At 51.3% G+C, this 20,766-nt stretch carries 16 protein-coding genes, 4 tRNA genes and 2 rRNA genes; 14 read left to right on the top strand and 8 right to left on the bottom strand.

Annotated features, from left to right (window positions below; all coding sequences use genetic code 11):
• Positions 1-61 precede the first annotated feature (61 nt).
• From C5523_RS22370 to C5523_RS22350, 5 genes are all read left to right on the top strand, one after another.
• Positions 62-138: transfer RNA gene (locus C5523_RS22370), tRNA-Ile, on the top strand.
• Positions 139-246: 108 nt separating this feature from the next.
• A tRNA-Ala gene (locus C5523_RS22365) sits at positions 247-322 on the top strand.
• A gap of 333 nt (positions 323-655) precedes the next feature.
• Positions 656-3,557: ribosomal RNA gene (locus C5523_RS22360) — 23S ribosomal RNA — on the top strand.
• A gap of 197 nt (positions 3,558-3,754) precedes the next feature.
• Positions 3,755-3,870 (top strand): 5S ribosomal RNA (rrf, locus tag C5523_RS22355).
• Between the two features lie 192 nt (positions 3,871-4,062).
• Positions 4,063-4,139, top strand: a tRNA-Asp gene (locus tag C5523_RS22350).
• A 101-nt stretch (positions 4,140-4,240) separates the two neighbouring features.
• Here C5523_RS22350 and fabF read toward each other — a convergent pair.
• The 5 genes from fabF to yafC form a co-directional block, all read right to left on the bottom strand.
• Positions 4,241-5,524, bottom strand: a complete 1,284-nt coding sequence (fabF, locus tag C5523_RS22345) for a beta-ketoacyl-ACP synthase II (RefSeq protein WP_108702001.1) — start codon at positions 5,522-5,524, stop codon at positions 4,241-4,243.
• Between the two features lie 23 nt (positions 5,525-5,547).
• Positions 5,548-7,107 (bottom strand): DHA2 family efflux MFS transporter permease subunit, encoded by a 1,560-nt coding sequence (locus tag C5523_RS22340; RefSeq protein ID WP_108702000.1) that lies wholly within the window; start codon positions 7,105-7,107, stop codon positions 5,548-5,550.
• Positions 7,104-8,147 carry an HlyD family secretion protein gene (locus C5523_RS22335; RefSeq protein ID WP_079498869.1) on the bottom strand — a complete coding sequence of 348 codons (1,044 nt, stop codon included), beginning with the start codon at positions 8,145-8,147 and terminating at the stop codon, positions 7,104-7,106. Before C5523_RS22335 ends, C5523_RS22340 begins: the two co-directional genes overlap by 4 nt.
• On the bottom strand, positions 8,131-8,688 hold the full coding sequence (locus tag C5523_RS22330; protein ID WP_039076785.1) for a helix-turn-helix domain-containing protein: 558 nt from the start codon (positions 8,686-8,688) through the stop codon (positions 8,131-8,133). Before C5523_RS22330 ends, C5523_RS22335 begins: the two co-directional genes overlap by 17 nt.
• A 143-nt stretch (positions 8,689-8,831) precedes the next feature.
• Positions 8,832-9,716: a DNA-binding transcriptional regulator YafC gene (yafC, locus tag C5523_RS22325; RefSeq protein WP_039076786.1), complete on the bottom strand. Its 885-nt coding sequence runs from the start codon at positions 9,714-9,716 to the stop codon at positions 8,832-8,834.
• A 229-nt stretch (positions 9,717-9,945) separates the two neighbouring features.
• Here yafC and C5523_RS22320 point away from each other — a divergent pair, with 229 nt between their 5' ends.
• Positions 9,946-10,746, top strand: a complete 801-nt coding sequence (locus C5523_RS22320) for an endonuclease/exonuclease/phosphatase family protein (RefSeq protein ID WP_107224682.1) — start codon at positions 9,946-9,948, stop codon at positions 10,744-10,746.
• A 78-nt stretch (positions 10,747-10,824) separates the two neighbouring features.
• A complete protein-coding gene (locus tag C5523_RS22315) occupies positions 10,825-11,595 on the top strand; it encodes a class I SAM-dependent methyltransferase (protein WP_108701999.1) in 771 nt (256 codons plus the stop codon).
• A gap of 46 nt (positions 11,596-11,641) precedes the next feature.
• Here the strand turns inward: C5523_RS22315 and mltD are convergent, their stop codons facing one another.
• Both mltD and gloB read right to left on the bottom strand, forming a co-directional pair.
• A complete protein-coding gene (gene mltD, locus C5523_RS22310) occupies positions 11,642-13,009 on the bottom strand; it encodes a murein transglycosylase D (RefSeq protein WP_071195939.1) in 1,368 nt (455 codons plus the stop codon).
• A gap of 71 nt (positions 13,010-13,080) precedes the next feature.
• Complete coding sequence (gloB, locus tag C5523_RS22305; protein ID WP_108701998.1) at positions 13,081-13,836, bottom strand: hydroxyacylglutathione hydrolase; 756 nt, start codon at positions 13,834-13,836, stop codon at positions 13,081-13,083.
• Positions 13,837-13,868: 32 nt separating this feature from the next.
• Here gloB and C5523_RS22300 point away from each other — a divergent pair, with 32 nt between their 5' ends.
• The gene (locus C5523_RS22300) at positions 13,869-14,585 is read left to right on the top strand and encodes a class I SAM-dependent methyltransferase (protein WP_039076791.1); all 717 of its coding nucleotides are present in this window, start codon (positions 13,869-13,871) and stop codon (positions 14,583-14,585) included.
• Here the strand turns inward: C5523_RS22300 and rnhA are convergent.
• On the bottom strand, positions 14,576-15,046 hold the full coding sequence (gene rnhA / locus C5523_RS22295; protein WP_039076792.1) for a ribonuclease HI: 471 nt from the start codon (positions 15,044-15,046) through the stop codon (positions 14,576-14,578). The two genes, C5523_RS22300 and rnhA, sit on opposite strands and share 10 nt — an antisense overlap.
• Before the next feature lie 65 nt (positions 15,047-15,111).
• Here rnhA and dnaQ point away from each other — a divergent pair, with 65 nt between their 5' ends.
• The 6 genes from dnaQ to tssL all read left to right on the top strand — a co-directional run bounded on the left by dnaQ (position 15,112) and on the right by tssL (position 20,763).
• A complete protein-coding gene (gene dnaQ, locus C5523_RS22290) occupies positions 15,112-15,843 on the top strand; it encodes a DNA polymerase III subunit epsilon (protein ID WP_039076793.1) in 732 nt (243 codons plus the stop codon).
• Between the two features lie 132 nt (positions 15,844-15,975).
• Positions 15,976-16,052 (top strand) — tRNA-Asp (locus tag C5523_RS22285).
• A 603-nt stretch (positions 16,053-16,655) separates the two neighbouring features.
• Entirely contained in the window at positions 16,656-17,147 is a 492-nt protein-coding gene (gene tssB / locus C5523_RS22280) for a type VI secretion system contractile sheath small subunit (protein ID WP_108701997.1), read from the top strand.
• Between the two features lie 61 nt (positions 17,148-17,208).
• The gene (gene tssC, locus C5523_RS22275) at positions 17,209-18,741 is read left to right on the top strand and encodes a type VI secretion system contractile sheath large subunit (RefSeq protein WP_172960910.1); all 1,533 of its coding nucleotides are present in this window, start codon (positions 17,209-17,211) and stop codon (positions 18,739-18,741) included.
• 19 nt (positions 18,742-18,760) lie between these two features.
• The gene (gene tssK / locus C5523_RS22270; RefSeq protein WP_108701995.1) at positions 18,761-20,101 is read left to right on the top strand and encodes a type VI secretion system baseplate subunit TssK; all 1,341 of its coding nucleotides are present in this window, start codon (positions 18,761-18,763) and stop codon (positions 20,099-20,101) included.
• On the top strand, positions 20,098-20,763 hold the full coding sequence (gene tssL / locus C5523_RS22265; RefSeq protein ID WP_108701994.1) for a type VI secretion system protein TssL, short form: 666 nt from the start codon (positions 20,098-20,100) through the stop codon (positions 20,761-20,763). Before tssK ends, tssL begins: the two co-directional genes overlap by 4 nt.
• Positions 20,764-20,766 lie beyond the last annotated feature (3 nt).

Below are 20,766 nucleotides of genomic sequence, written 5' to 3'. Positions count from 1 at the left end.
ACCTGCCTTTGTAGTGCTCACACAGATTGTCTGATGAAATAGAGCAGTAAAAAATCTCTGCAGGCTTGTAGCTCAGGTGGTTAGAGCGCACCCCTGATAAGGGTGAGGTCGGTGGTTCAAGTCCACTCAGGCCTACCAAATTCCTGCTGATGCTGCGTTGCGGCGACACTCACATACATTAAGTATGCTTCGTGTCACCACGCCTTGCCTCAACAGTAATTAAGGTTGGTGAGATTTAACTACGATGGGGCTATAGCTCAGCTGGGAGAGCGCCTGCTTTGCACGCAGGAGGTCTGCGGTTCGATCCCGCATAGCTCCACCATCTTTTACTGCGAACACAAGAAAACTTCAGAGTGAACCTGAAAAGGTGCACTGCGAAGTTTTGCTCTTTAAAAATCTGGATCAAGCTGAAAATTGAAACGACACACAGTGTCTGTTCTCCGTAATAAGAACAGATGACGGTGTGTTCGAGTCTCTCAAATTATCGCAATCAGAAGATGACACTGTAAAAGGTGACGTGAGCGATGTGAAGACAAGGCGTACCGCACGCAGCGAGCGGAGTGGACTTGATGTCCATGAGCATCGCGAGTACGGAACAACGCAGTATTCACAGCGCGCAACAAACCGGACAGAACAAGACATCTTCGGGTTGTGAGGTTAAGCGACTAAGCGTACACGGTGGATGCCCTGGCAGTCAGAGGCGATGAAGGACGTGCTAATCTGCGAAAAGCGCCGGCGAGGTGATATGAACCTTTGACCCGGCGATGTCCGAATGGGGAAACCCAGTGCAATCCGTTGCACTATCGTTTGATGAATACATAGTCAAACGAGGCGAACCGGGGGAACTGAAACATCTAAGTACCCCGAGGAAAAGAAATCAACCGAGATTCCCCCAGTAGCGGCGAGCGAACGGGGAGCAGCCCAGAGCCTGAATCAGCTTGTGTGTTAGTGGAACGGTCTGGAAAGTCCGGCGATACAGGGTGACAGCCCCGTACACGAAAGCACACAGGTTGTGAGCTCGATGAGTAGGGCGGGACACGTGGTATCCTGTCTGAATATGGGGGGACCATCCTCCAAGGCTAAATACTCCTGACTGACCGATAGTGAACCAGTACCGTGAGGGAAAGGCGAAAAGAACCCCGGCGAGGGGAGTGAAAAAGAACCTGAAACCGTGTACGTACAAGCAGTGGGAGCCTCTTAATGGGGTGACTGCGTACCTTTTGTATAATGGGTCAGCGACTTATATTCTGTAGCAAGGTTAACCGAATAGGGGAGCCGAAGGGAAACCGAGTCTTAACTGGGCGTTAAGTTGCAGGGTATAGACCCGAAACCCGGTGATCTAGCCATGGGCAGGTTGAAGGTTGGGTAACACTAACTGGAGGACCGAACCGACTAATGTTGAAAAATTAGCGGATGACTTGTGGCTGGGGGTGAAAGGCCAATCAAACCGGGAGATAGCTGGTTCTCCCCGAAAGCTATTTAGGTAGCGCCTCGTGAATTCATCTCCGGGGGTAGAGCACTGTTTCGGCTAGGGGGCCATCCCGGCTTACCAACCCGATGCAAACTACGAATACCGGAGAATGTTATCACGGGAGACACACGGCGGGTGCTAACGTCCGTCGTGAAGAGGGAAACAACCCAGACCGCCAGCTAAGGTCCCAAAGTCATGGTTAAGTGGGAAACGATGTGGGAAGGCACAGACAGCCAGGATGTTGGCTTAGAAGCAGCCATCATTTAAAGAAAGCGTAATAGCTCACTGGTCGAGTCGGCCTGCGCGGAAGATGTAACGGGGCTAAACCATGCACCGAAGCTGCGGCAGCGACACTAAGTGTTGTTGGGTAGGGGAGCGTTCTGTAAGCCTGTGAAGGTGTGCTGTGAGGCATGCTGGAGGTATCAGAAGTGCGAATGCTGACATAAGTAACGATAAAGCGGGTGAAAAGCCCGCTCGCCGGAAGACCAAGGGTTCCTGTCCAACGTTAATCGGGGCAGGGTGAGTCGACCCCTAAGGCGAGGCCGAAAGGCGTAGTCGATGGGAAACAGGTTAATATTCCTGTACTTGGTGTTACTGCGAAGGGGGGACGGAGAAGGCTATGTTAGCCGGGCGACGGTTGTCCCGGTTTAAGCATGTAGGCTGGTTATCCAGGCAAATCCGGATAATCAAGGCTGAGGTGTGATGACGAGTCACTACGGTGATGAAGTAACAAATGCCCTGCTTCCAGGAAAAGCCTCTAAGCATCAGGTAACACGAAATCGTACCCCAAACCGACACAGGTGGTCAGGTAGAGAATACCAAGGCGCTTGAGAGAACTCGGGTGAAGGAACTAGGCAAAATGGTGCCGTAACTTCGGGAGAAGGCACGCTGATATGTAGGTGAAGCCCCTGCGGGTGGAGCTGAAATCAGTCGAAGATACCAGCTGGCTGCAACTGTTTATTAAAAACACAGCACTGTGCAAACACGAAAGTGGACGTATACGGTGTGACGCCTGCCCGGTGCCGGAAGGTTAATTGATGGGGTTATCCGTAAGGAGAAGCTCTTGATCGAAGCCCCGGTAAACGGCGGCCGTAACTATAACGGTCCTAAGGTAGCGAAATTCCTTGTCGGGTAAGTTCCGACCTGCACGAATGGCGTAATGATGGCCAGGCTGTCTCCACCCGAGACTCAGTGAAATTGAACTCGCTGTGAAGATGCAGTGTACCCGCGGCAAGACGGAAAGACCCCGTGAACCTTTACTATAGCTTGACACTGAACATTGAGCCTTGATGTGTAGGATAGGTGGGAGGCTTTGAAGTGTGGACGCCAGTCTGCATGGAGCCAACCTTGAAATACCACCCTTTAATGTTTGATGTTCTAACGTGGACCCGTGATCCGGGTTGCGGACAGTGTCTGGTGGGTAGTTTGACTGGGGCGGTCTCCTCCCAAAGAGTAACGGAGGAGCACGAAGGTTGGCTAATCCTGGTCGGACATCAGGAGGTTAGTGCAATGGCATAAGCCAGCTTGACTGCGAGCGTGACGGCGCGAGCAGGTGCGAAAGCAGGTCATAGTGATCCGGTGGTTCTGAATGGAAGGGCCATCGCTCAACGGATAAAAGGTACTCCGGGGATAACAGGCTGATACCGCCCAAGAGTTCATATCGACGGCGGTGTTTGGCACCTCGATGTCGGCTCATCACATCCTGGGGCTGAAGTAGGTCCCAAGGGTATGGCTGTTCGCCATTTAAAGTGGTACGCGAGCTGGGTTTAGAACGTCGTGAGACAGTTCGGTCCCTATCTGCCGTGGGCGCTGGAGAATTGAGGGGGGCTGCTCCTAGTACGAGAGGACCGGAGTGGACGCATCACTGGTGTTCGGGTTGTCATGCCAATGGCACTGCCCGGTAGCTACATGCGGAAGAGATAAGTGCTGAAAGCATCTAAGCACGAAACTTGCCCCGAGATGAGTTCTCCCTTGTCCTTTAAGGACACTAAAGGAACGTTGAAGACGACGACGTTGATAGGCCGGGTGTGTAAGCGCAGCGATGCGTTGAGCTAACCGGTACTAATGAACCGTGAGGCTTAACCTTACAACGCCGAAGATGTTTTGGCGGATTGAGAAGATTTTCAGCTTAGATTCAGAGTTGAGTACGCAATAATTTGCGCAGCAGCAAGGCGGCAAATGAAGCGACGGAAGGAGCATACAAAAAGTATGTGACTGACGTTCGCAAATGCAGCCAACGCGGCTGATGCGATAAAGAATTGCGTACTGAGCACAAAGAATTTGCCTGGCGGCTTTAGCGCGGTGGTCCCACCTGACCCCATGCCGAACTCAGAAGTGAAACGCCGTAGCGCCGATGGTAGTGTGGGGTCTCCCCATGTGAGAGTAGGGAACTGCCAGGCATCAAATTAAAAGACCTGCACCCGTCTTCGGGGCAGTTCGCTACCCGACAGAGAGTAGGACAAAAGCGAGCGCTTTTGAACGTTGCGCAGCAACGGCCCGAAGGGTGAATCACAACGTGATTCATAAACTGCCAGGCATAAAATTAAGAAGTAAGCCGGTGCATTAATCCGGTGGTTACAGAAGTATTCGGTGGAGCGGTAGTTCAGTCGGTTAGAATACCTGCCTGTCACGCAGGGGGTCGCGGGTTCGAGTCCCGTCCGTTCCGCCACTTATTAAGAGCCGCATCTCAAACGAGATGCGGTTTTTTTTCGTCTGCTATTTATCACTAAAGCAGGCAAAACAAAGGGCACACAGCCCTTTATTTCATTATTACTGCAAGTCTTCCCATCGTTTTAGCAGCAGGCTGGCATTCACGCCGCCAAAACCAAACCCGTTTGAAAGCGCGTATTCCATCGTTAGCGGCTGTGCAGTGAGCGCTACAAGGCGCATACCCGCTGCAGCAATATCCGGATTATGCAGGTTCAGGGTAGGTGGGGCTATTTGATCACGTAATGCCTGAATGGTGAAGATCGCTTCAATACCGCCTGCCGCACCCAGCAAATGTCCGGTGGCAGATTTTGTTGATGTGATGGCAACCGGATGTTCAGCAAACAGTGCGCGTATTGCCGCCAGCTCGCCTTTATCTCCAACCTGAGTTGAAGTGGCGTGTGCATTGATATGCTGCACTTGCTCTGATGAAATCCCGGCCTGTTGTAATGCGGCTTCCATTGCGCGTCGTGCGCCATTGCCATCTTCCGGTCCTGCCGTAAGGTGGTAAGCATCTGCACTGGTGCCATAGCCCACCAGTTCTGCCAGCGGCGTCGCTCCACGGGCCAGCGCATGTTCGAGCGATTCAATCACCAGAAGACCAGCCCCTTCTCCCATTACGAAACCATCTCTGTCCTGGTCAAATGGTCGTGACGCCTCCGTTGGATTATCGTTAAATCCACTCGAAAGCGCCCTGGCCGCCGCAAAACCAGCCAGACTGACTCGATGGATTGCGGCTTCACTGCCTCCACACAGTGCAATGTCTGCTTCACCGGCCCGGATTAACCTTGCCGCATCCCCGATAGCCTGCGCTCCGGCTGCACAGGCGGTCACCGGCGCGCCAATGGGGCCGCGAAAACCATGCGCGATAGAAACATGGCCTGCCGCCAGGTTTGCCAGAAAAGAAGGGATCGTGAAGGGGGATAACTTGCGTGGACCGCGGTGCTCGGTTGTCTGGACTGCCTCGGCGATTTGATTAAAGCCACCAATACCTGTCGCAATGATGGTCGCAGTACGATCTTTTAACGCCTGCTCTTGCGGAAACCATTTTGCCTGATGAAGCGCTTCCTGTGCCGCTACCAGCGCAAATTCAATGAAACGATCCATCTTCTTGCGCTCTTTTGCCGGAATGACGGATAGTGGATCAAAACCGTGTTGGGGATCCTCTTCAATTCCTGGAACCTGCCCCGCCACTTTGCAGGCGATATCTTCGACAATCGATTCAGGCAGCGGCCGGATACCCGACTTTCCTGCCAGTAACGATTGCCAGACATGTTGGACGCCGCAACCCAGCGGGCTGACAATACCCATCCCTGTTACGACAATGCGTCTTTGTAGACTGCTCATAAAACTCTCCTGATGTTGTCATGCTAGGCCTGCGGTTTCTTCATAAAAGGAACCAGCGCAGCGGCAATTAAGAATCCGATCATGATCAAATAGAACGCGTCGGCAAATGCCTGCGTCCTTGCTTCTCTTAGTGCTAATGCGGCCAGATTTTTCAGGCCGGCTGTCTGTGCCGAACTGGCGTCCATCCCCTGAGCCATTAATGCCGCGGCGCGGGTCTGAACAAAATCGCTTAAATTGAGGTTTGTGCCATTAAGATGATCGGCAAGGCGGCTGTAGTGAAGATTTGTACGATCATTGATGACGGTGCCGCAAAGCGCGATACCGATGGCACCCCCCAAATTACGCATCAAATTAAACAGTCCTGATGCTAGTTTTAGACGTGCGGGCGGCAAACTGCCAAGCGTAAGCGTGACAGTCGGGGCAACGGCGAATTGCTGTGCGAGACCGCGAAACGCCTGCGGTAAAAGGAGTTCTTTCGATCCCCAGTCGTGGGTGAGCGGAATAAAACTATACATCGAGAAGGCGAATCCCAGCAGCCCGACCATGAGCAACCAACGCAAGTCCACTTTGTTGGCAAGCCAGGAGTAAAAAGGGATCGAAAGCACCTGAAACAAGCCAGTTGAGAATATAGCAAGGCCGATATCCAGCGCGCTAAAACCGCGGACCGTACCCAGAAAAAGGGGCGTCAGATAGATAGTTGAGAAGATCCCGACCCCGGCCATAAATGAAAAGTAACAGCCCAGAGTAAATGTACGATCGGAAAGCGCGCGTAGATCCATGACCGGCTGAGAATGGCGCAATGTCCGTATGACAAACGCTATCCCACACAGTAAAGCCAGCCACCCCGTGATGGTCAGCGTGCCGTCATCAAACCAGCCCCAACGCGGTCCTTCCTCAAGTGTATATTCCAGGCAACCGAGCGATATAGCCAAAAGCACGATGCTAAGGTAGTCCGCGCCGCGCAATAACCCTGGGCTGGGCGCATCAATATTGACCAGCAAAGGTACCGTTACCGCAATATAAATGCCTGGCAAGATATTGATAAAAAACAGCCAGTGCCAGCTAAAATTTTCCGTGATCCAGCCCCCTACCGTAGGGCCCAGCGTCGGTGCCAGCGAAGCAAGACCACCAATCGTAGCTGCGGCGATAACGCGCTGTTTACCCTGAAAAAAGGCAAATGCAGTCGTAAACACCAGCGGGATCATTGAGCCCCCGGCCAGCCCTTGCAATGCGCGAAAAGCAATCATGCTCTGAATATTCCACGCCCATCCACACAGCAGACTCATCAGCGTAAAACCGGCAGCCGACGCGGCGAAAAGCCAGCGGGTCGACATCACCCTGGCAAGCCATCCCGACAGGGGAATGATAATGATCTCCGCGATCAGATAGCTGGTTTGCACCCAGACCGTTTCATCATCGCCAGCAGAAAGGCCCCCGCCGATATCACGTAGCGATGCCGATACGATCTGAATATCCAGCAGTGCAATGAACATTCCCAGGCACATTGTGGCGAAAGCAAAGAGCTTTTGGTTCATCGGCAGCGCCGTACCCTGTAGCTGCGCTGGGGCTGTTGCGCTACTCATTGGCGACTCTTTTCATCCACTGTGACAGCGACAGACAAACCGGGGCGCAAAAGTCCTAATGTTGACGCTTCGCCATCCAGAGCGATGCGAACCGGGATGCGTTGAACAATTTTGGTGAAGTTACCGGTCGCGTTTTCAGCAGGGAGAAGACTGAAGCGTGAACCGGTTGCCGGTGAGAGGCTCATGACATGGCCGGTAAAAGTGCGTCCTGGCATAACATCCGCAATCACTGTTGCTGCTTGACCGGGGCGCATATTCGCCAGCTGGTTTTCTTTGAAGTTGGCGTCTACCCACAAATCGTGACTGGGGACCAGAGAAAGCAATTGCGTACCGCTACTAACGAATGAGCCAGACCATGCGCGCCGGTTGCCAACAACGCCATCAAAAGGGGCGCGGATCTCTGTATAACTAAGATTGAGACGGGCCATATCCAGCCCTGCCTGCGCCTGAGCGAGGGCCGCGCGGATTTGTTTTTCCCGCGCATCAAGCACCAGTAACTGGCGTTCGGCAACCGCTTTATCTGCCCGGGCTTTGCCTTCTTCTGCCCTGGCTCGATGGTAATCTGCCTCAGCGTTTTCTCGCACCTGTGCCGAAATAGCGACCGTCTGCGCCAGCGCATTATAGCGGCGACTGTCGCCCGCCGTTTTTAACGTGGTAGCCTGTGCGGCTCCGAGGCTGGCCGCCGAGCCTTCGATGGTCGCCAGTTGTAATTGTCGGGTAGCAATAAGGTCAGCCATCGCCGCTTGTTGAGCGGCAACTTCACCTTCCGCTTTTGCCAGCGCCGCCTGATAGTCCCTTGCATCAAGGCGAACAAGTAGCTCGCCTTTTTTCACGGGCATATTGTCTTTTATGGCGATCTCCTGAATATAACCAGAGACTTTCGCCGAAATGGCGCTGATATCCCCGCCGACGTAGGCATCGTCCGTCGATTGCAAAAAACGCGCATTTGTATACCACCAGGCACCATAACCTACGGCACCTAATACAGCGATACCGGATAACAATAAGGTAAGGGTGCGTTTTTTACTCTTGAGATTCATGATGCTGATCCAGATGTAATTGCGGTGCGAATTTTTGCGTGTTATCGCCCGCACGCTTGCGTTGCAGATAGTCGTGGCGATAACGAATCATGGGGGAGGCGGCAGGGCCGGGAACCAAAGCGTATTTCTCGGGTGTCAGGGGATGGCCGGTTTCGGCATCAACCATCATGGCGTGCACCAGACGCTGAGTCTCTTTCTCGACCAACTGAATCTGACGGCCTTCAGTTGCAAAATGACGATTACCCCATTCGGCAAGCGCGATGATCACCGGGCGGAAATCACGTCCACGCTCAGTTAAATGGTACTCATAGCGGGGGGGCGTACTGCTGTAACAGACTTTTTCCAGTAAACCGTCATCCACCAACTCTTTCAGGCGTCGTGAAAGAATATTGGGTGCCACGTTTGCGCTTTTTTGAAATTCATCGAAACGGGTAAAGCCTGCGAAAGCATCACGCAGAATTATTATGCTCCAGCTATCACCAATGCGGCCAAGGCTTCTGGCGATGGGGCAAGGAGCTTCGCACAGCGGTTCGTTTTTCACTTTTTTCTCTCCAGAACTTATCTGGAAAGCACATTCGCATAGTAACTATCAAAATGCAAGTCACTATGGTTGAGCCGATTTATTCTGACAAAGAGGAACGAGGTAGAGCGTTTGAAAGCACGCACAAGGCGTACCGGAGGAGATCAGGAGAGATATTCGCTAATGAAATCAATAAACGCACGTATACGCGTACTAACGGCTCTGTCGCTGTAATAAACCGCGCTGAATGGCGTTTCAACCGGTAGACGCTTGCTTGCCAGAACTTCCACCAGTTCACCGCTTTCCAGCTCTTTTGCGATCATAAAATCAGACAGGCTGGCGATACCGTTGCCGTTCAGGCAGAGATGTTTAAGCGTCTCACCGCTGTTAGAAGAAATATCGCAGTCGATTTCATAGAGCTGGCCATCCTGGGCGGCGACGGGCCAGGTATTGAGCGAGACCGGCTCGGTAAAACCGAGACAGGTATGATTTTTGAGATCTTCTGCGGTTTCGGGTACACCGTAGCGGGCGAGATAATCTGGTGATGCAATCAGTTTGCGGTAGCTGGTAAAAATTGGCCTGGCCCGTAGGCTGGAGTCGGTCAGCTTACCCACGCGGATCGCGACATCTACTTTACGCTCAATTAAATTGATAAAGGTTTCACTGGAAACCAGCGACAATGTAATTTCCGGGTAGCGTTCGCGAAAAGGCTTAATCATCGGCATCACAAAATGTAGCATCACAGGCGTTGCGGCATCGATACGTAAAACGCCGCGAGGTGTCAGTTTGGCCTCCATTACCTCGGTCTCTGCAGCGGCCATCTCCTGCAGCACACCCTGAATGCGACGAAAATAGCGCTCACCTTCTTCCGTAAGACTCAACTGACGAGTTGTGCGATTAAGCAGGTTAACCCCCAGTTTACTCTCCAGTTTTTTTATCGCCCGGCTGATGGCTGAATTAGCCTGACCCAGGCGCTCTGCGGCACGGCTAAAGCTGCCGCTTTCCACGACGGCGACAAATATCATCATTTCTTCTGAGGTGGCTTTCATTCTTGCGCCTGTAGCAATAGTTGATATCGATTATGATCGTTTGGCTATTTAATCATCCCGCCAGCTTACCTGCCATACTCTCTTCACTCATTATGGTTATTGAGTGCTTACTAACTTTTACTTGAGGCTTTTCTGCCCATTGCCGTTGAAACTCTGCGCTAAAATCCCTATAACTGAATGACCCCTTTTGTTGTTCCGGGGCTTAAAACGAAGAGGTTTAAAACCGAAAGTGCCCAAAAATACCTATGCCATGCGATATGTTGCCGGACAGCCTGCGGAGCGCATTATGCCGCCGGGGTCCTTCGCGAGTATTGGTAAGGCATTGCCAGCCGGTGTCCCCCTGAGTAGTGATGACAAAATTCGGGTTCTGGTATGGAATATCTTCAAACAGCAGCGCGCTGAGTGGCTCTCCGTTTTGCAGAGTTTTGGCAAAGACGCGCATTTGGTCTTATTGCAGGAAGCGCAAACTACGCCAGAGCTGGTCAGGTTTGCGACCACTAACTATCTCGCCGCCGATCAGGTTCCCGCGTTTGTTTTGCCTCAGCATCCATCTGGTGTGATGACGCTCTCTTCTGCTCATCCGGTCTATTGCTGCCCGTTGCGAGAACGGGAACCGATCCTGCGCCTTGCCAAATCAGCGCTGGTGACGGTCTATCCGCTGCCGGATATGCGAAACCTGATGGTAGTGAATGTGCATGCGGTGAATTTCAGCCTTGGTGTCGATGTTTACAGTAAACAGCTTCTGCCCATTGGTGATCAGATCATGCGCCACAATGGCCCTGTTATCATGGCCGGCGATTTCAACGCCTGGAGTCGTCCACGTATGAATGCGCTTTATCGCTTCTCGCGTGAGATGTCGCTGCGCCAGGTACGCTTTACCGATGACAATCGCCGCCGGGCGTTTGGTCGTCCTCTTGATTTCGTCTTCTATCGTGGTCTGAACGTGCAGGAAGCCTCCGTGCTGGTTACGCGCGCGTCCGACCACAACCCGCTACTAGTAGAATTCAGTCCCGGCAAACCTGATCAATAATGGTTGTGTCAGGTCTGCCGTGGGGCAGGCCTGATCCGAGGTGCTGCCCTTTATTTCAACTCAATTAAGGACAACACGATGACCACAGGTTCCCATCATGACAACGTCGAAAAGCAGTTTGGTGCACAAGCCAGTGCTTATTTAACCAGTGCAGTACATGCTTCTGGCCGTGATTTACAACGGCTGGCGGAACGGCTTAGCGCATTTCCAGAAGCCCATGTGCTGGATTTAGGCTGTGGAGCAGGGCATGCCAGTTTTGTGGCCGCAGGGCAGGTTGCACAGGTCACGGCATATGACCTTTCCAGCCAGATGTTGGACGTAGTGGCCAAAGCAGCAAAAGAACGCGGCCTGAACAATGTGACGACACGTCAGGGGTATGCTGAGAGTCTGCCTTTTGATGACAGCGCGTTTGATGTAGTGATCAGCCGTTACTCTGCTCACCACTGGCATGATGTTGGGCAGGCGCTGCGCGAAGTAAAGCGTGTGCTTAAGCCCGGTGGAACGGTCATCATTATGGATGTGATGTCTCCGGGTCATCCGGTGCGGGATATCTGGCTGCAGACGGTTGAAGCGTTACGCGATACGTCACACGTACGTAATTATTCCAGCGGTGAGTGGCTCTCTCTGTTTAATGACGCTGGCCTGACGACGCGTAATCTGATCACCGATCGTTTGCCATTAGAATACAGTTCGTGGATTGCCCGTATGCGTACGCCGCAGACGCCTAGCGAAGCCATCAGGCTGTATCAGCAAAGTGCATCGCAGGAGGTGAAACGCTACTTCGAATTAACAGAGGATGGCTCTTTTACCAGCGACACTATCATGGCAGAAGCGCAGAAAAGCGCATAACAAAAAAGGCACCGGGGGAAACGGTGCCTTTTTATATTTCTTGCTGTCAGGAGTCTGGCGACGCGCTGTTTTTCACAAACAACGTTAGCTGATCGCCAGGCTTCAGATTGTCGGTATCACTGTTCCAGCGCATGACGTCACGGATATTAACGCCGTGGCGTTTAGCGATGCTGGAGAGTGAATCGCCTTTGCGTACGCGATAGGTAATGCTATCGCTATTATTCGCAAGGCGCGATGCACTGCTACCTGCTCCAACCGTCAAGTTCTGGCCCACTTTCAGGTTAGCTCCGCGCAGGTTATTCCACTGCTGGAGATCTTTTGTCGTCACGCCAAGACGCGACGCAATGCCTGAAATAGTATCACCTGAGCGCACTTTGTAGCTGCGACTGGCAAGCGGCGTTGTGTCCGCAACCAGCGTTGGCTGAACGGCAGCGATTTCACCTGATGCCAGAGACTCACGCAGTTGGTCGGCGTGTTTCTGAGGCACCATGACATATTGCGGCCCGCTTTCACCTAAGGTTGAACCTTTAACGCCTGCGTTGAAGGTCTTAAGTTTGCTAACCGAAATACCCGCCATGTCCGCCAGTTGATCCAGTTCTACCGGATTGCTCAACCTGACACGCGCCAGCGCACGGCTTTCGTCTGACGTTGGCAGACTAACGCCGTACCGTTTGCTGTTCTTGAGTATGTCACTCAATGCCAGCATTTTTGGCACGTAAATTTTGGTTTCCTGTGGCAGTGAAAGTGACCAGAAGTCCGTGGGTTTACCCCGCGCCTTATTCACTTTCATTGCCTTCAGTACTCGCCCTTCACCGCTGTTATAGGCGGCAACGGTTAATAACCAGTCCCCGTCAAACATACGGTTCAGACGCTGCATCATGTCGAGGGCAGCCGTTGTGGATGCAACCACGTCACGACGCGCATCGTAGCTGCGAGTCTGTTTTAAACCATAGTTACGACCCGTGCTTGGAATGATCTGCCAAATGCCTGCGGCATTGCGACCAGACGTTGCATGTGGGTCAAAAGCGCTCTCCACTATGGGTAGTAGTACCAGTTCCATGGGCATGTTACGTTTTTTAACTTGCCCTGCTATCCAGTACATATACGGCTCTGCCCGTAAAGTTACATCGTGGAGATAGCTCTTATTGCTTAAATACTTTAGTTTCTGTTCGCGAATCCGGGTATTTTCCGGAATTCCCATCTTTAGCTCGTCGCTTATGGAAGCCCACAAGTCTTGTTCCTGCCCGGAGAATGTTCCATCGTCCATCCACCGCGCCTGACTTGTAAACTTCCCTGCTTCCCCTTGACCAGCTGCAGAAAGGCTCTGTGCGTGCTGTTGTACGGTGCCGTCGTGCTTAGACGCCTGGCACCCCACAAGCAGGACAGAGGCGAATAATATCGCTTTTGCCTTCATGTGTGTGTCAATAGTTGCTTAAAAGACGAGCGATCATAACGGCGAAGTTTTAAAAAGGCAACCCGCAATTGTCAGAAGTTATCTTTCTTTGACCTTAACCAGGCAAAACGCGCACTAGCTTGTTGCAACGTTGTTTCTTTATTTATTATTTCAATTAAATCAGCAACTTGTGTGCGTAAAAAAACATTAATGCGACGCTCATTTTTCAGAGTTGTGGGGAGTGTTTTTTGGTTTTTTGCACGTAACTCATTAACTTTACGATAATATTCGTTAAGGTCAGGATCCTGAGGTAAAAGGCTAAGAGCAAACTTAATATTTCCTAAAGTATACTCATGTGCGCAACAAATCAGCGTATCTTCGGGAAGCGCATCAATCTTACAAAAAGAGTCAAACATCTGATCTGCCGTGCCTTCGAAGAGTCTTCCGCAACCGCCAGAAAACATCGTATCGCCACAAAAAAGATAAGGCGCGCTAAAGTAACAGATATGTCCTAAAGTGTGACCTGGCGTGTGAAATACGCTGAATTCATGACCCAGAATCTGCAACCGATCCCCTTCACCGACGATTTTTGTCGCTCCCTTATGTTGTGTCTCTGCCGGTCCGTAAACCACAACATTCGGATATTTCTGGCTCAGTTCCTGCACGCCGCCAACGTGATCATTATGGTGATGAGTAAGCAGGATCGCAGTCGGCTGCCAGTTATTCTCTTCAATAGCGTTTAAAACGGGGGCAGCCTCGCCGGGATCGACGATCAGGCAGCGGCCGTCATCTTCACTTAACACCCAGATGTAATTGTCCTGAAATGCGGGAATACTGGTAAGATTCATAGTTACCTCTCAAAGCGTAATGGAAGGTTGTGATGAAACCGGCAAGGACTCCCCGTAAGTACATAGCACCGACGCATTGGGCTGAGTTGCCTAAGGGCGAGTATTACCGCGAAGCACTGGAGCAGGAGCTCAAGCCGTGGTTTGCAAAAATGTATGGATTTCATCTGCTTAAGATTGGCAATCTCAGCGCAGAAATCAATGCCGAAAGTTGCGCTATTTCACATCAGGTTAATGTTTCACTCACCGGCGACCCTGTTCACGTTCGCGCAGATCCGTTGCATCTTCCCTTTGCGGCAAAATCTGTCGATGCCTGTCTGCTGGGCCACACGCTACCCTGGTGCCCGGATCCGCATCGTCTGTTGCAGGAAGTCGATCGCGTGCTGATCGATGATGGCTGGCTGGTGATCAGCGGTTTTAATCCAGTCAGTCTGCTGGGAATAGGCAAAGCTATTCCGTTTTTACGCCGTTCGCCTGCAATCAGCAGCCGTATGTTTACCCTGATGCGCCAGCTTGACTGGCTATCGCTGCTGAATTTTGAGGTGCTTCATTATAGTCGTTTTCGGGTCATTCCCTGGACGAAGCAGGGGGGGAAACTGTTAAACACCCACCTGCCCGCACTGGGTTGCATGCAATTGATTGTGGCGCGTAAACGTACGATCCCGTTAACGCTCAATCCGATGAAGATGCGCCGGGCAAAACCCAGCGTACGGCAAACCGTCAGCGCAACCCGCCAGACACGTCAGCCCTGATCGGCCAGATAGCCGATATCCTCCTGCGTTGGCTTCGATGCCGCAGCGCGTGCGAGTTCATCGCAGCGTTCGTTTTCCGGATGCCCGGCGTGGCCTTTTACCCATTCCCAGCGGATTTTATGCTCGCCGAGGGCAGCATCCAGGCGTTGCCAGAGATCGACATTTTTCACCGGTTTTTTTTCTGCCGTTTTCCAGCCACGTTTTTTCCAGTTGTGGATCCACTGGGTGATCCCCTGGCGAACATACTGGCTGTCGGTGCTAAGAATCACTTCGCAATGTTCTTTGAGGGCTTCCAGTGCGACAATCGCGGCCATCAGCTCCATCCGGTTGTTGGTGGTCAGGCGATAGCCTTCGCTGAATGTTTTTTCGTGGCCGCGAAAGCGTAAAATCGCGCCATAGCCCCCGGGCCCTGGGTTACCCAGGCAAGAGCCATCGGTGAAAATTTCTACCTGCTTGAGCATCTCTGGTAGACTTCCTGTAATTGAAATCGAACTGTAAAACGACAAGTCTGACATAAATGACCGCTATGAGCACTGCAATTACTCGACAGATCGTCCTCGATACCGAAACCACCGGTATGAACCAGATCGGCGCACACTATGAAGGGCACAAAATCATTGAGATCGGTGCCGTGGAAGTGATTAATCGTCGTCTGACGGGGAATAACTTCCACATCTATCTTAAGCCCGATCGTCTGGTGGACCCGGAAGCCTTTGGCGTCCACGGTATTGCTGATGAATTTTTGCTCGATAAGCCCACGTTTGGCGATATCGCCGATGAGTTTATTGAATATGTGCGCGGCGCTGAGCTTGTCATCCATAACGCATCGTTCGATATCGGCTTTCTTGATTACGAATTCAGCAAACTAAATCGCGGCATTCCGAAGACCGAGACGTTTTGCAAGATCACAGATAGTCTGGCGCTGGCACGACGGATGTTCCCCGGTAAGCGTAATAGTCTTGATGCGCTTTGTTCACGTTACGAGATAGATAACAGCAAACGTACGCTGCACGGAGCATTACTCGATTCCCAGATTCTGGCCGATGTGTATCTGCTGATGACCGGTGGCCAGACGTCCATGGCTTTTTCGATGGAAGGCGAGGGGCAACAGCAACAAGGCGAGGCCGGTATTCAGCGGGTTGTCCGTCAGGCAAGTAAGTTACGGGTTGTTTTAGCCAGTGATGCAGAGCTGGCGGAGCATGAGTCACGTCTGGATCTGGTGCAAAAGAAGGGCGGAAGCTGCCTCTGGCGCGCGTAACCCCTTAACTTTTGATGATAAAATGGCTCTTTGGGTGATTTTTGCAGCAAACGATACAAATCATCAGAAAAAGCGTTGACGGCTCTAAGCACAATCCGTAATATGCGCCTCGTTCCCCAACGGGAACATCGCGGAGCGGTAGTTCAGTCGGTTAGAATACCTGCCTGTCACGCAGGGGGTCGCGGGTTCGAGTCCCGTCCGTTCCGCCAACATTCAGTTCAGGTGTTTATGACATCTGATAAGTAAGAAAACCGCAACGTTGCAAAACGGATGCGGTTTTTTTTCGTCCTTTGATATCCTCCCTCCTGAACCAGACTGAGAATTTTATATAATCTTTTTGAATAATATTCATATTGCTTTGTGTCATAAAAACCCGCGACGATTAGCTCAATCTATTCTGTTTTATCGATCTATGAAATATGCCTGATACGTTAAATACTGACGTTTATCAGCAGTCAATAAGAATATTTCGTGTAGATATAAAATTATTATCGTTGTTTTTTAACCATAACTTAAATATAACTTATTTATATGAGTGACTTTGAAAGTTGTGACGTCTTTATCCTAAAGTCTTTATTCTGTGAGTCTCGTTAAATTTCTGGATTTTTTAATGACAGCGTTAACGACAACCCGTAATAGCGATTAAGCCTTACAGGGGCGTGTCTTTATGATTGTTATTGTTGTTATCCGGCTGTTTTTTGTATTTTTCCGTACCTTGCGTTTTAACGGTTGAGAGTGATAGCTTTAAAAATGATTACTACGCTACATCATGTAATTAATTTAAGGGAAGTATTAACCCAGGGAGAGAGAAAATGGCAGACAGTTTTCAAAATGAAGTTCCACCCGCTCGCGTCAATATTAAGCTTGATCTTCATACCGGAAATACAAAAAAGAAAGTTGAACTACCGCTCAAGTTGCTCGCCGTTGGTGATTACAGTAATGGCAAAGAGCAACGACCGCTCTCAGAAAGAAGCCGAATCAACATTGATAAAAACAACTTCAATGGCGTCATGGCTGAACTGGCACCAGAAGTAAATTTTACCGTTGAAAATACGATAGCCGTAGAGGGAAGCGAGGAGCGAATCAGGCTTAGTTTCTCTGATATCAAAGATTTCGAGCCTGAGCAGGTCGCCCGCAATATCCCTCAACTTCGCGCGTTGATTGCCATGCGCAATTTATTACGCGATCTCAAATCCAACCTTCTGGATAACACGGAATTCCGCCGCGAGCTGGAGAAAATCCTCAAAGATACTGAGCTGAGTAATGAGCTTCGGGCAGAGCTGACGGCACTGGTGCCTGAGTAATACATCTATTCAGTCGTATTCAGAAAGGACAATAAATAAGGACTTTAAGAAGGGAATGTTAATGTCTGTACAGGAAACCGCTTCACCGGGCGCATCAACGCAAACCGTCACAAAAGAGAATATCTACCAGTCGTTGTTTGAAAAAATTCACTTAACGCCCGTCACATCGTTAAAAGAAATTGGGGAATGGCAAAGTAATGAAGCGATGGCTGAAGCCAGCACCGATGAACGTGTCTCAGCTGCTATTCAGGTTCTACTTTCTTGCGTTGCCTCATCCGGGAAAAATATAGAGAAGTTGGATAAATCACTGCTGGATTTTCATATCAGTGAGCTTGACCGAAAAATTAGCGCGCAGCTCGATGTTGTCATGCATCATCCTGAATTTAAAAAGGTTGAATCCCTGTGGCGCGGGACGTGGTCGATGGTTAGCGGTATCGATTTTCGTAAAAACGTCAAAGTTGAATTGCTGGATGTCAGTAAACAGCATCTGCGCGAAGATTTTGACGATGCGCCAGAAATCATTCAGAGCGGGTTTTATCGGCACACCTACATTGAAGAATATGACACGCCAGGCGGCGAACCCATCGCGTCTGTCATTTCGAGCTACGAGTTTGACAATAGCCCACAAGATATTGCCTTACTGCGCAATATTTCCCGTGTAGCCGCGGCATCTCACATGCCGTTTATCGGGGCCGTCGGGCCGGCATTTTTCCTCAAAAACTCAATGGAAGAGGTTGCCGCGATTAAGGACATCGGCAACTATTTTGATCGTGCCGAATATATCAAATGGAAGGCATTCCGCGACACTGATGACGCGCGTTATATCGGCCTGACCATGCCGAATGTGCTGGGTCGTCTGCCTTATGGGCCAGATACCGTACCTGTTCGTAGCTTTAACTATGTTGAGGCAGTCAAAGGGCCGGATCACGATAAATATCTGTGGACCAGCGCTGCATTTGCGTTTGCCACTAACATGGCAAAAAGCTTCATTAACAACGGCTGGTGTGTGCAAATTCGCGGGCCACAGGCTGGTGGTGCCGTCACCGATTTACCAATCCATCTGTATGATTTAGGCACGGGTAATCAGGTCAAAATCCCGACCGAAGTGATGATTCCAGAAACACGCGAGTTTGAATTTGCGAACCTGGGCTTTATCCCGCTTTCTTACTATAAGAATCGCGATTATGCCTGTTTCTTCTCCGCAAACTCCACCCAAAAACCTGCGCTTTACGATACTGCGGATGCCACAGCCAATAGCCGTATCAACGCCCGTCTGCCTTATGTTTTCTTGCTGTCGCGCATTGCCCACTACCTCAAAATTATTCAGAGAGAAAACATCGGTACAACCAAAGATCGTCGTTTACTGGAACTGGAATTAAACACCTGGATCCGCAATCTGGTAACGGAAATGACCGATCCTGGCGACGAGTTGCAGGCTTCCCATCCGCTGCGTGATGGAAAAGTGGTGGTAGAGGATATCGAAGATAACCCTGGTTTCTTCCGTATCAGACTTTATGCGGTGCCGCACTTTCAGATTGAAGGGATGGACATCAACCTGTCGCTGGTTTCTCAGATGCCGAAAGCAAAAGCCTGATCTACCGGTGGTATGATTTATGAAGATTTATCGTCCACTATGGGCTGAGGGGACATTCCTGTCCTCTCAGCAGTTTCAACAGCAGGCCCGCTGGGAAACATTCAGTAATTACAGCATTGCGCATATTGGTGCTCGCCATCCATGGGGCGTTGCTTGCGTTGAATTTGACGAAAGTGCCTTAGCCCTGGGAAAACTCAAAGCGCAATCATTGCGTGTCCGTTTTCCTGATGGCGTGCTGGTGGATACCGCCGTATCGGATGTGCTGCCACCTGCCTGCGATTTGACCAACGTTGCCGGAATAAATGCGCTTACAGTATTGCTGGCATTACCGCTGGAGCATAGCAATGGCGGCAATCTGGGGCAGGATGCGTTAACGGACAGGCCGCTTCGCTATCGTCAGGAATGGCAAACTGTACAGGATATCTATGGCAGCGACAGCGAAGACATCGCCGTTGAACGCTATGCGTTGTCATTGCGTTTTGCACATGACAACAATGCCGATTATGTCACCTGTCCGCTGGCGCGCCTGATTCGGGATAGTCAGGGCAACTGGGCGCTTGATGACAGCTATGTCCCGCCGTTACTGGCGTTTAACGCGCACCAGGCCGGGATGCAATGTCTGGAAATGCTGCAACTGCAATTACAGGCCAAAAGCCGTCGCCTGATGGCGATGCACCGGGAGAGCAACCAGCGCATGGCGGATTTTGCCGTAGCGGATGTGTCCCTGTTCTGGTTATTAAATGCGCTGAACTCCGTCGAACCTATCCTGGCTGATTTCCTGCGCTACCCCGCCGTTCATCCTGAGCTTGTATGGCGTGAACTGGCACGCCTTGCCGGATCGTTATTAACCTTTTCACTGGATCACTCAGTCAGCGCGATACCTGCTTACATCCATGATTCACCATCGCAGACGTTTCCACCTTTGTTTACCTTGCTTAACACCTTACTTGAAGCCAGTCTTCCGTCGCGCGTGATCGCACTGGAACTGGACGCGCTACCTGGCAACCGTTGGAAGGCCGATCTACATGATCCGCGCTTGCGTGAAGAGGCTGATTTCTACCTGTCGGTACGTTCTTCACTCGCCGCGCATCTGGTGATAAATCAGCTACCACGGGTGTGCAAAATTGGCGCACCGGATGATGTCACCCATCTTATCAATGTGGCGCTGAACGGCGTCCCGATCGTGCCTCTGACCCAGGTGCCTGCTGCACTCCCGTTGCGGCTGGAAAATCACTATTTCGCTCTGGATATGCACTGTGCACCTGCCAAAGCCATGCTGGAGTCCGGGTGCTGCATGATTTACGTGCCTGGCACCATGGGTGATTTAAAACCCGAACTTTTTGCGGTATTGCGCGCATGAAAAACGATACGGAAATCAACATAGACGTACTGCTCCGTGATACCTGGCTAACGGTTGTTGAGCTACGACAGGGGACACATGCCCGACGGGGCGTGGCGTTATATCACCACTGTCAGCAACAGGTTGAGTGGGTTCGTCAGACGTTGCTCAATGCAGGGTTCAGCCAGCAGGACGCAGAACATATTACCTATGCCCAGTGTGCGCTGTTGGATGAAACAGTACTAAGCCGGGAGACGCCGGACGACGGGCAAAAGGTCTGGCTGGAAACCCCTCTCCAGGCGCATTTCTTCAATACTCTTCAGGCGGGCGAGTTGCTGTATGAGCGCATACGGCAGGTTCTGCATGAGCCTGCTCCTGTTCCTGCCGTGTTGACCTGTTTTCATCGGGTATTGCTGCTGGGGTTTCGTGGACGTTATCAGGATCCGGTATCGACGGATCGTGAAAAACTGATTGCGATGCTGAGTGAGCGCGTCACCCCGTTTCGAGTTTCGCCGGAGACCGCGTTACTCAATGCGGCGCGACCCACGCGAAAATCACGCGTGTGGTACTCGCCTCTGTTCTGGTTAAGCACGGCTGTGATTGTTCTTGTTGGTGTGTGGTGGGGGCTTGATAGCTGGCTCGACATGCTGGTGGATGAACTTTTGCCGCCCAGGCAGCGTTGAGGG

The organism is Phytobacter sp. SCO41 (genome assembly GCF_003073275.1).
Taxonomy (GTDB): domain Bacteria; phylum Pseudomonadota; class Gammaproteobacteria; order Enterobacterales; family Enterobacteriaceae; genus Phytobacter; species Phytobacter diazotrophicus.
This window is presented reverse-complemented; position numbering and strand designations above follow the sequence as displayed.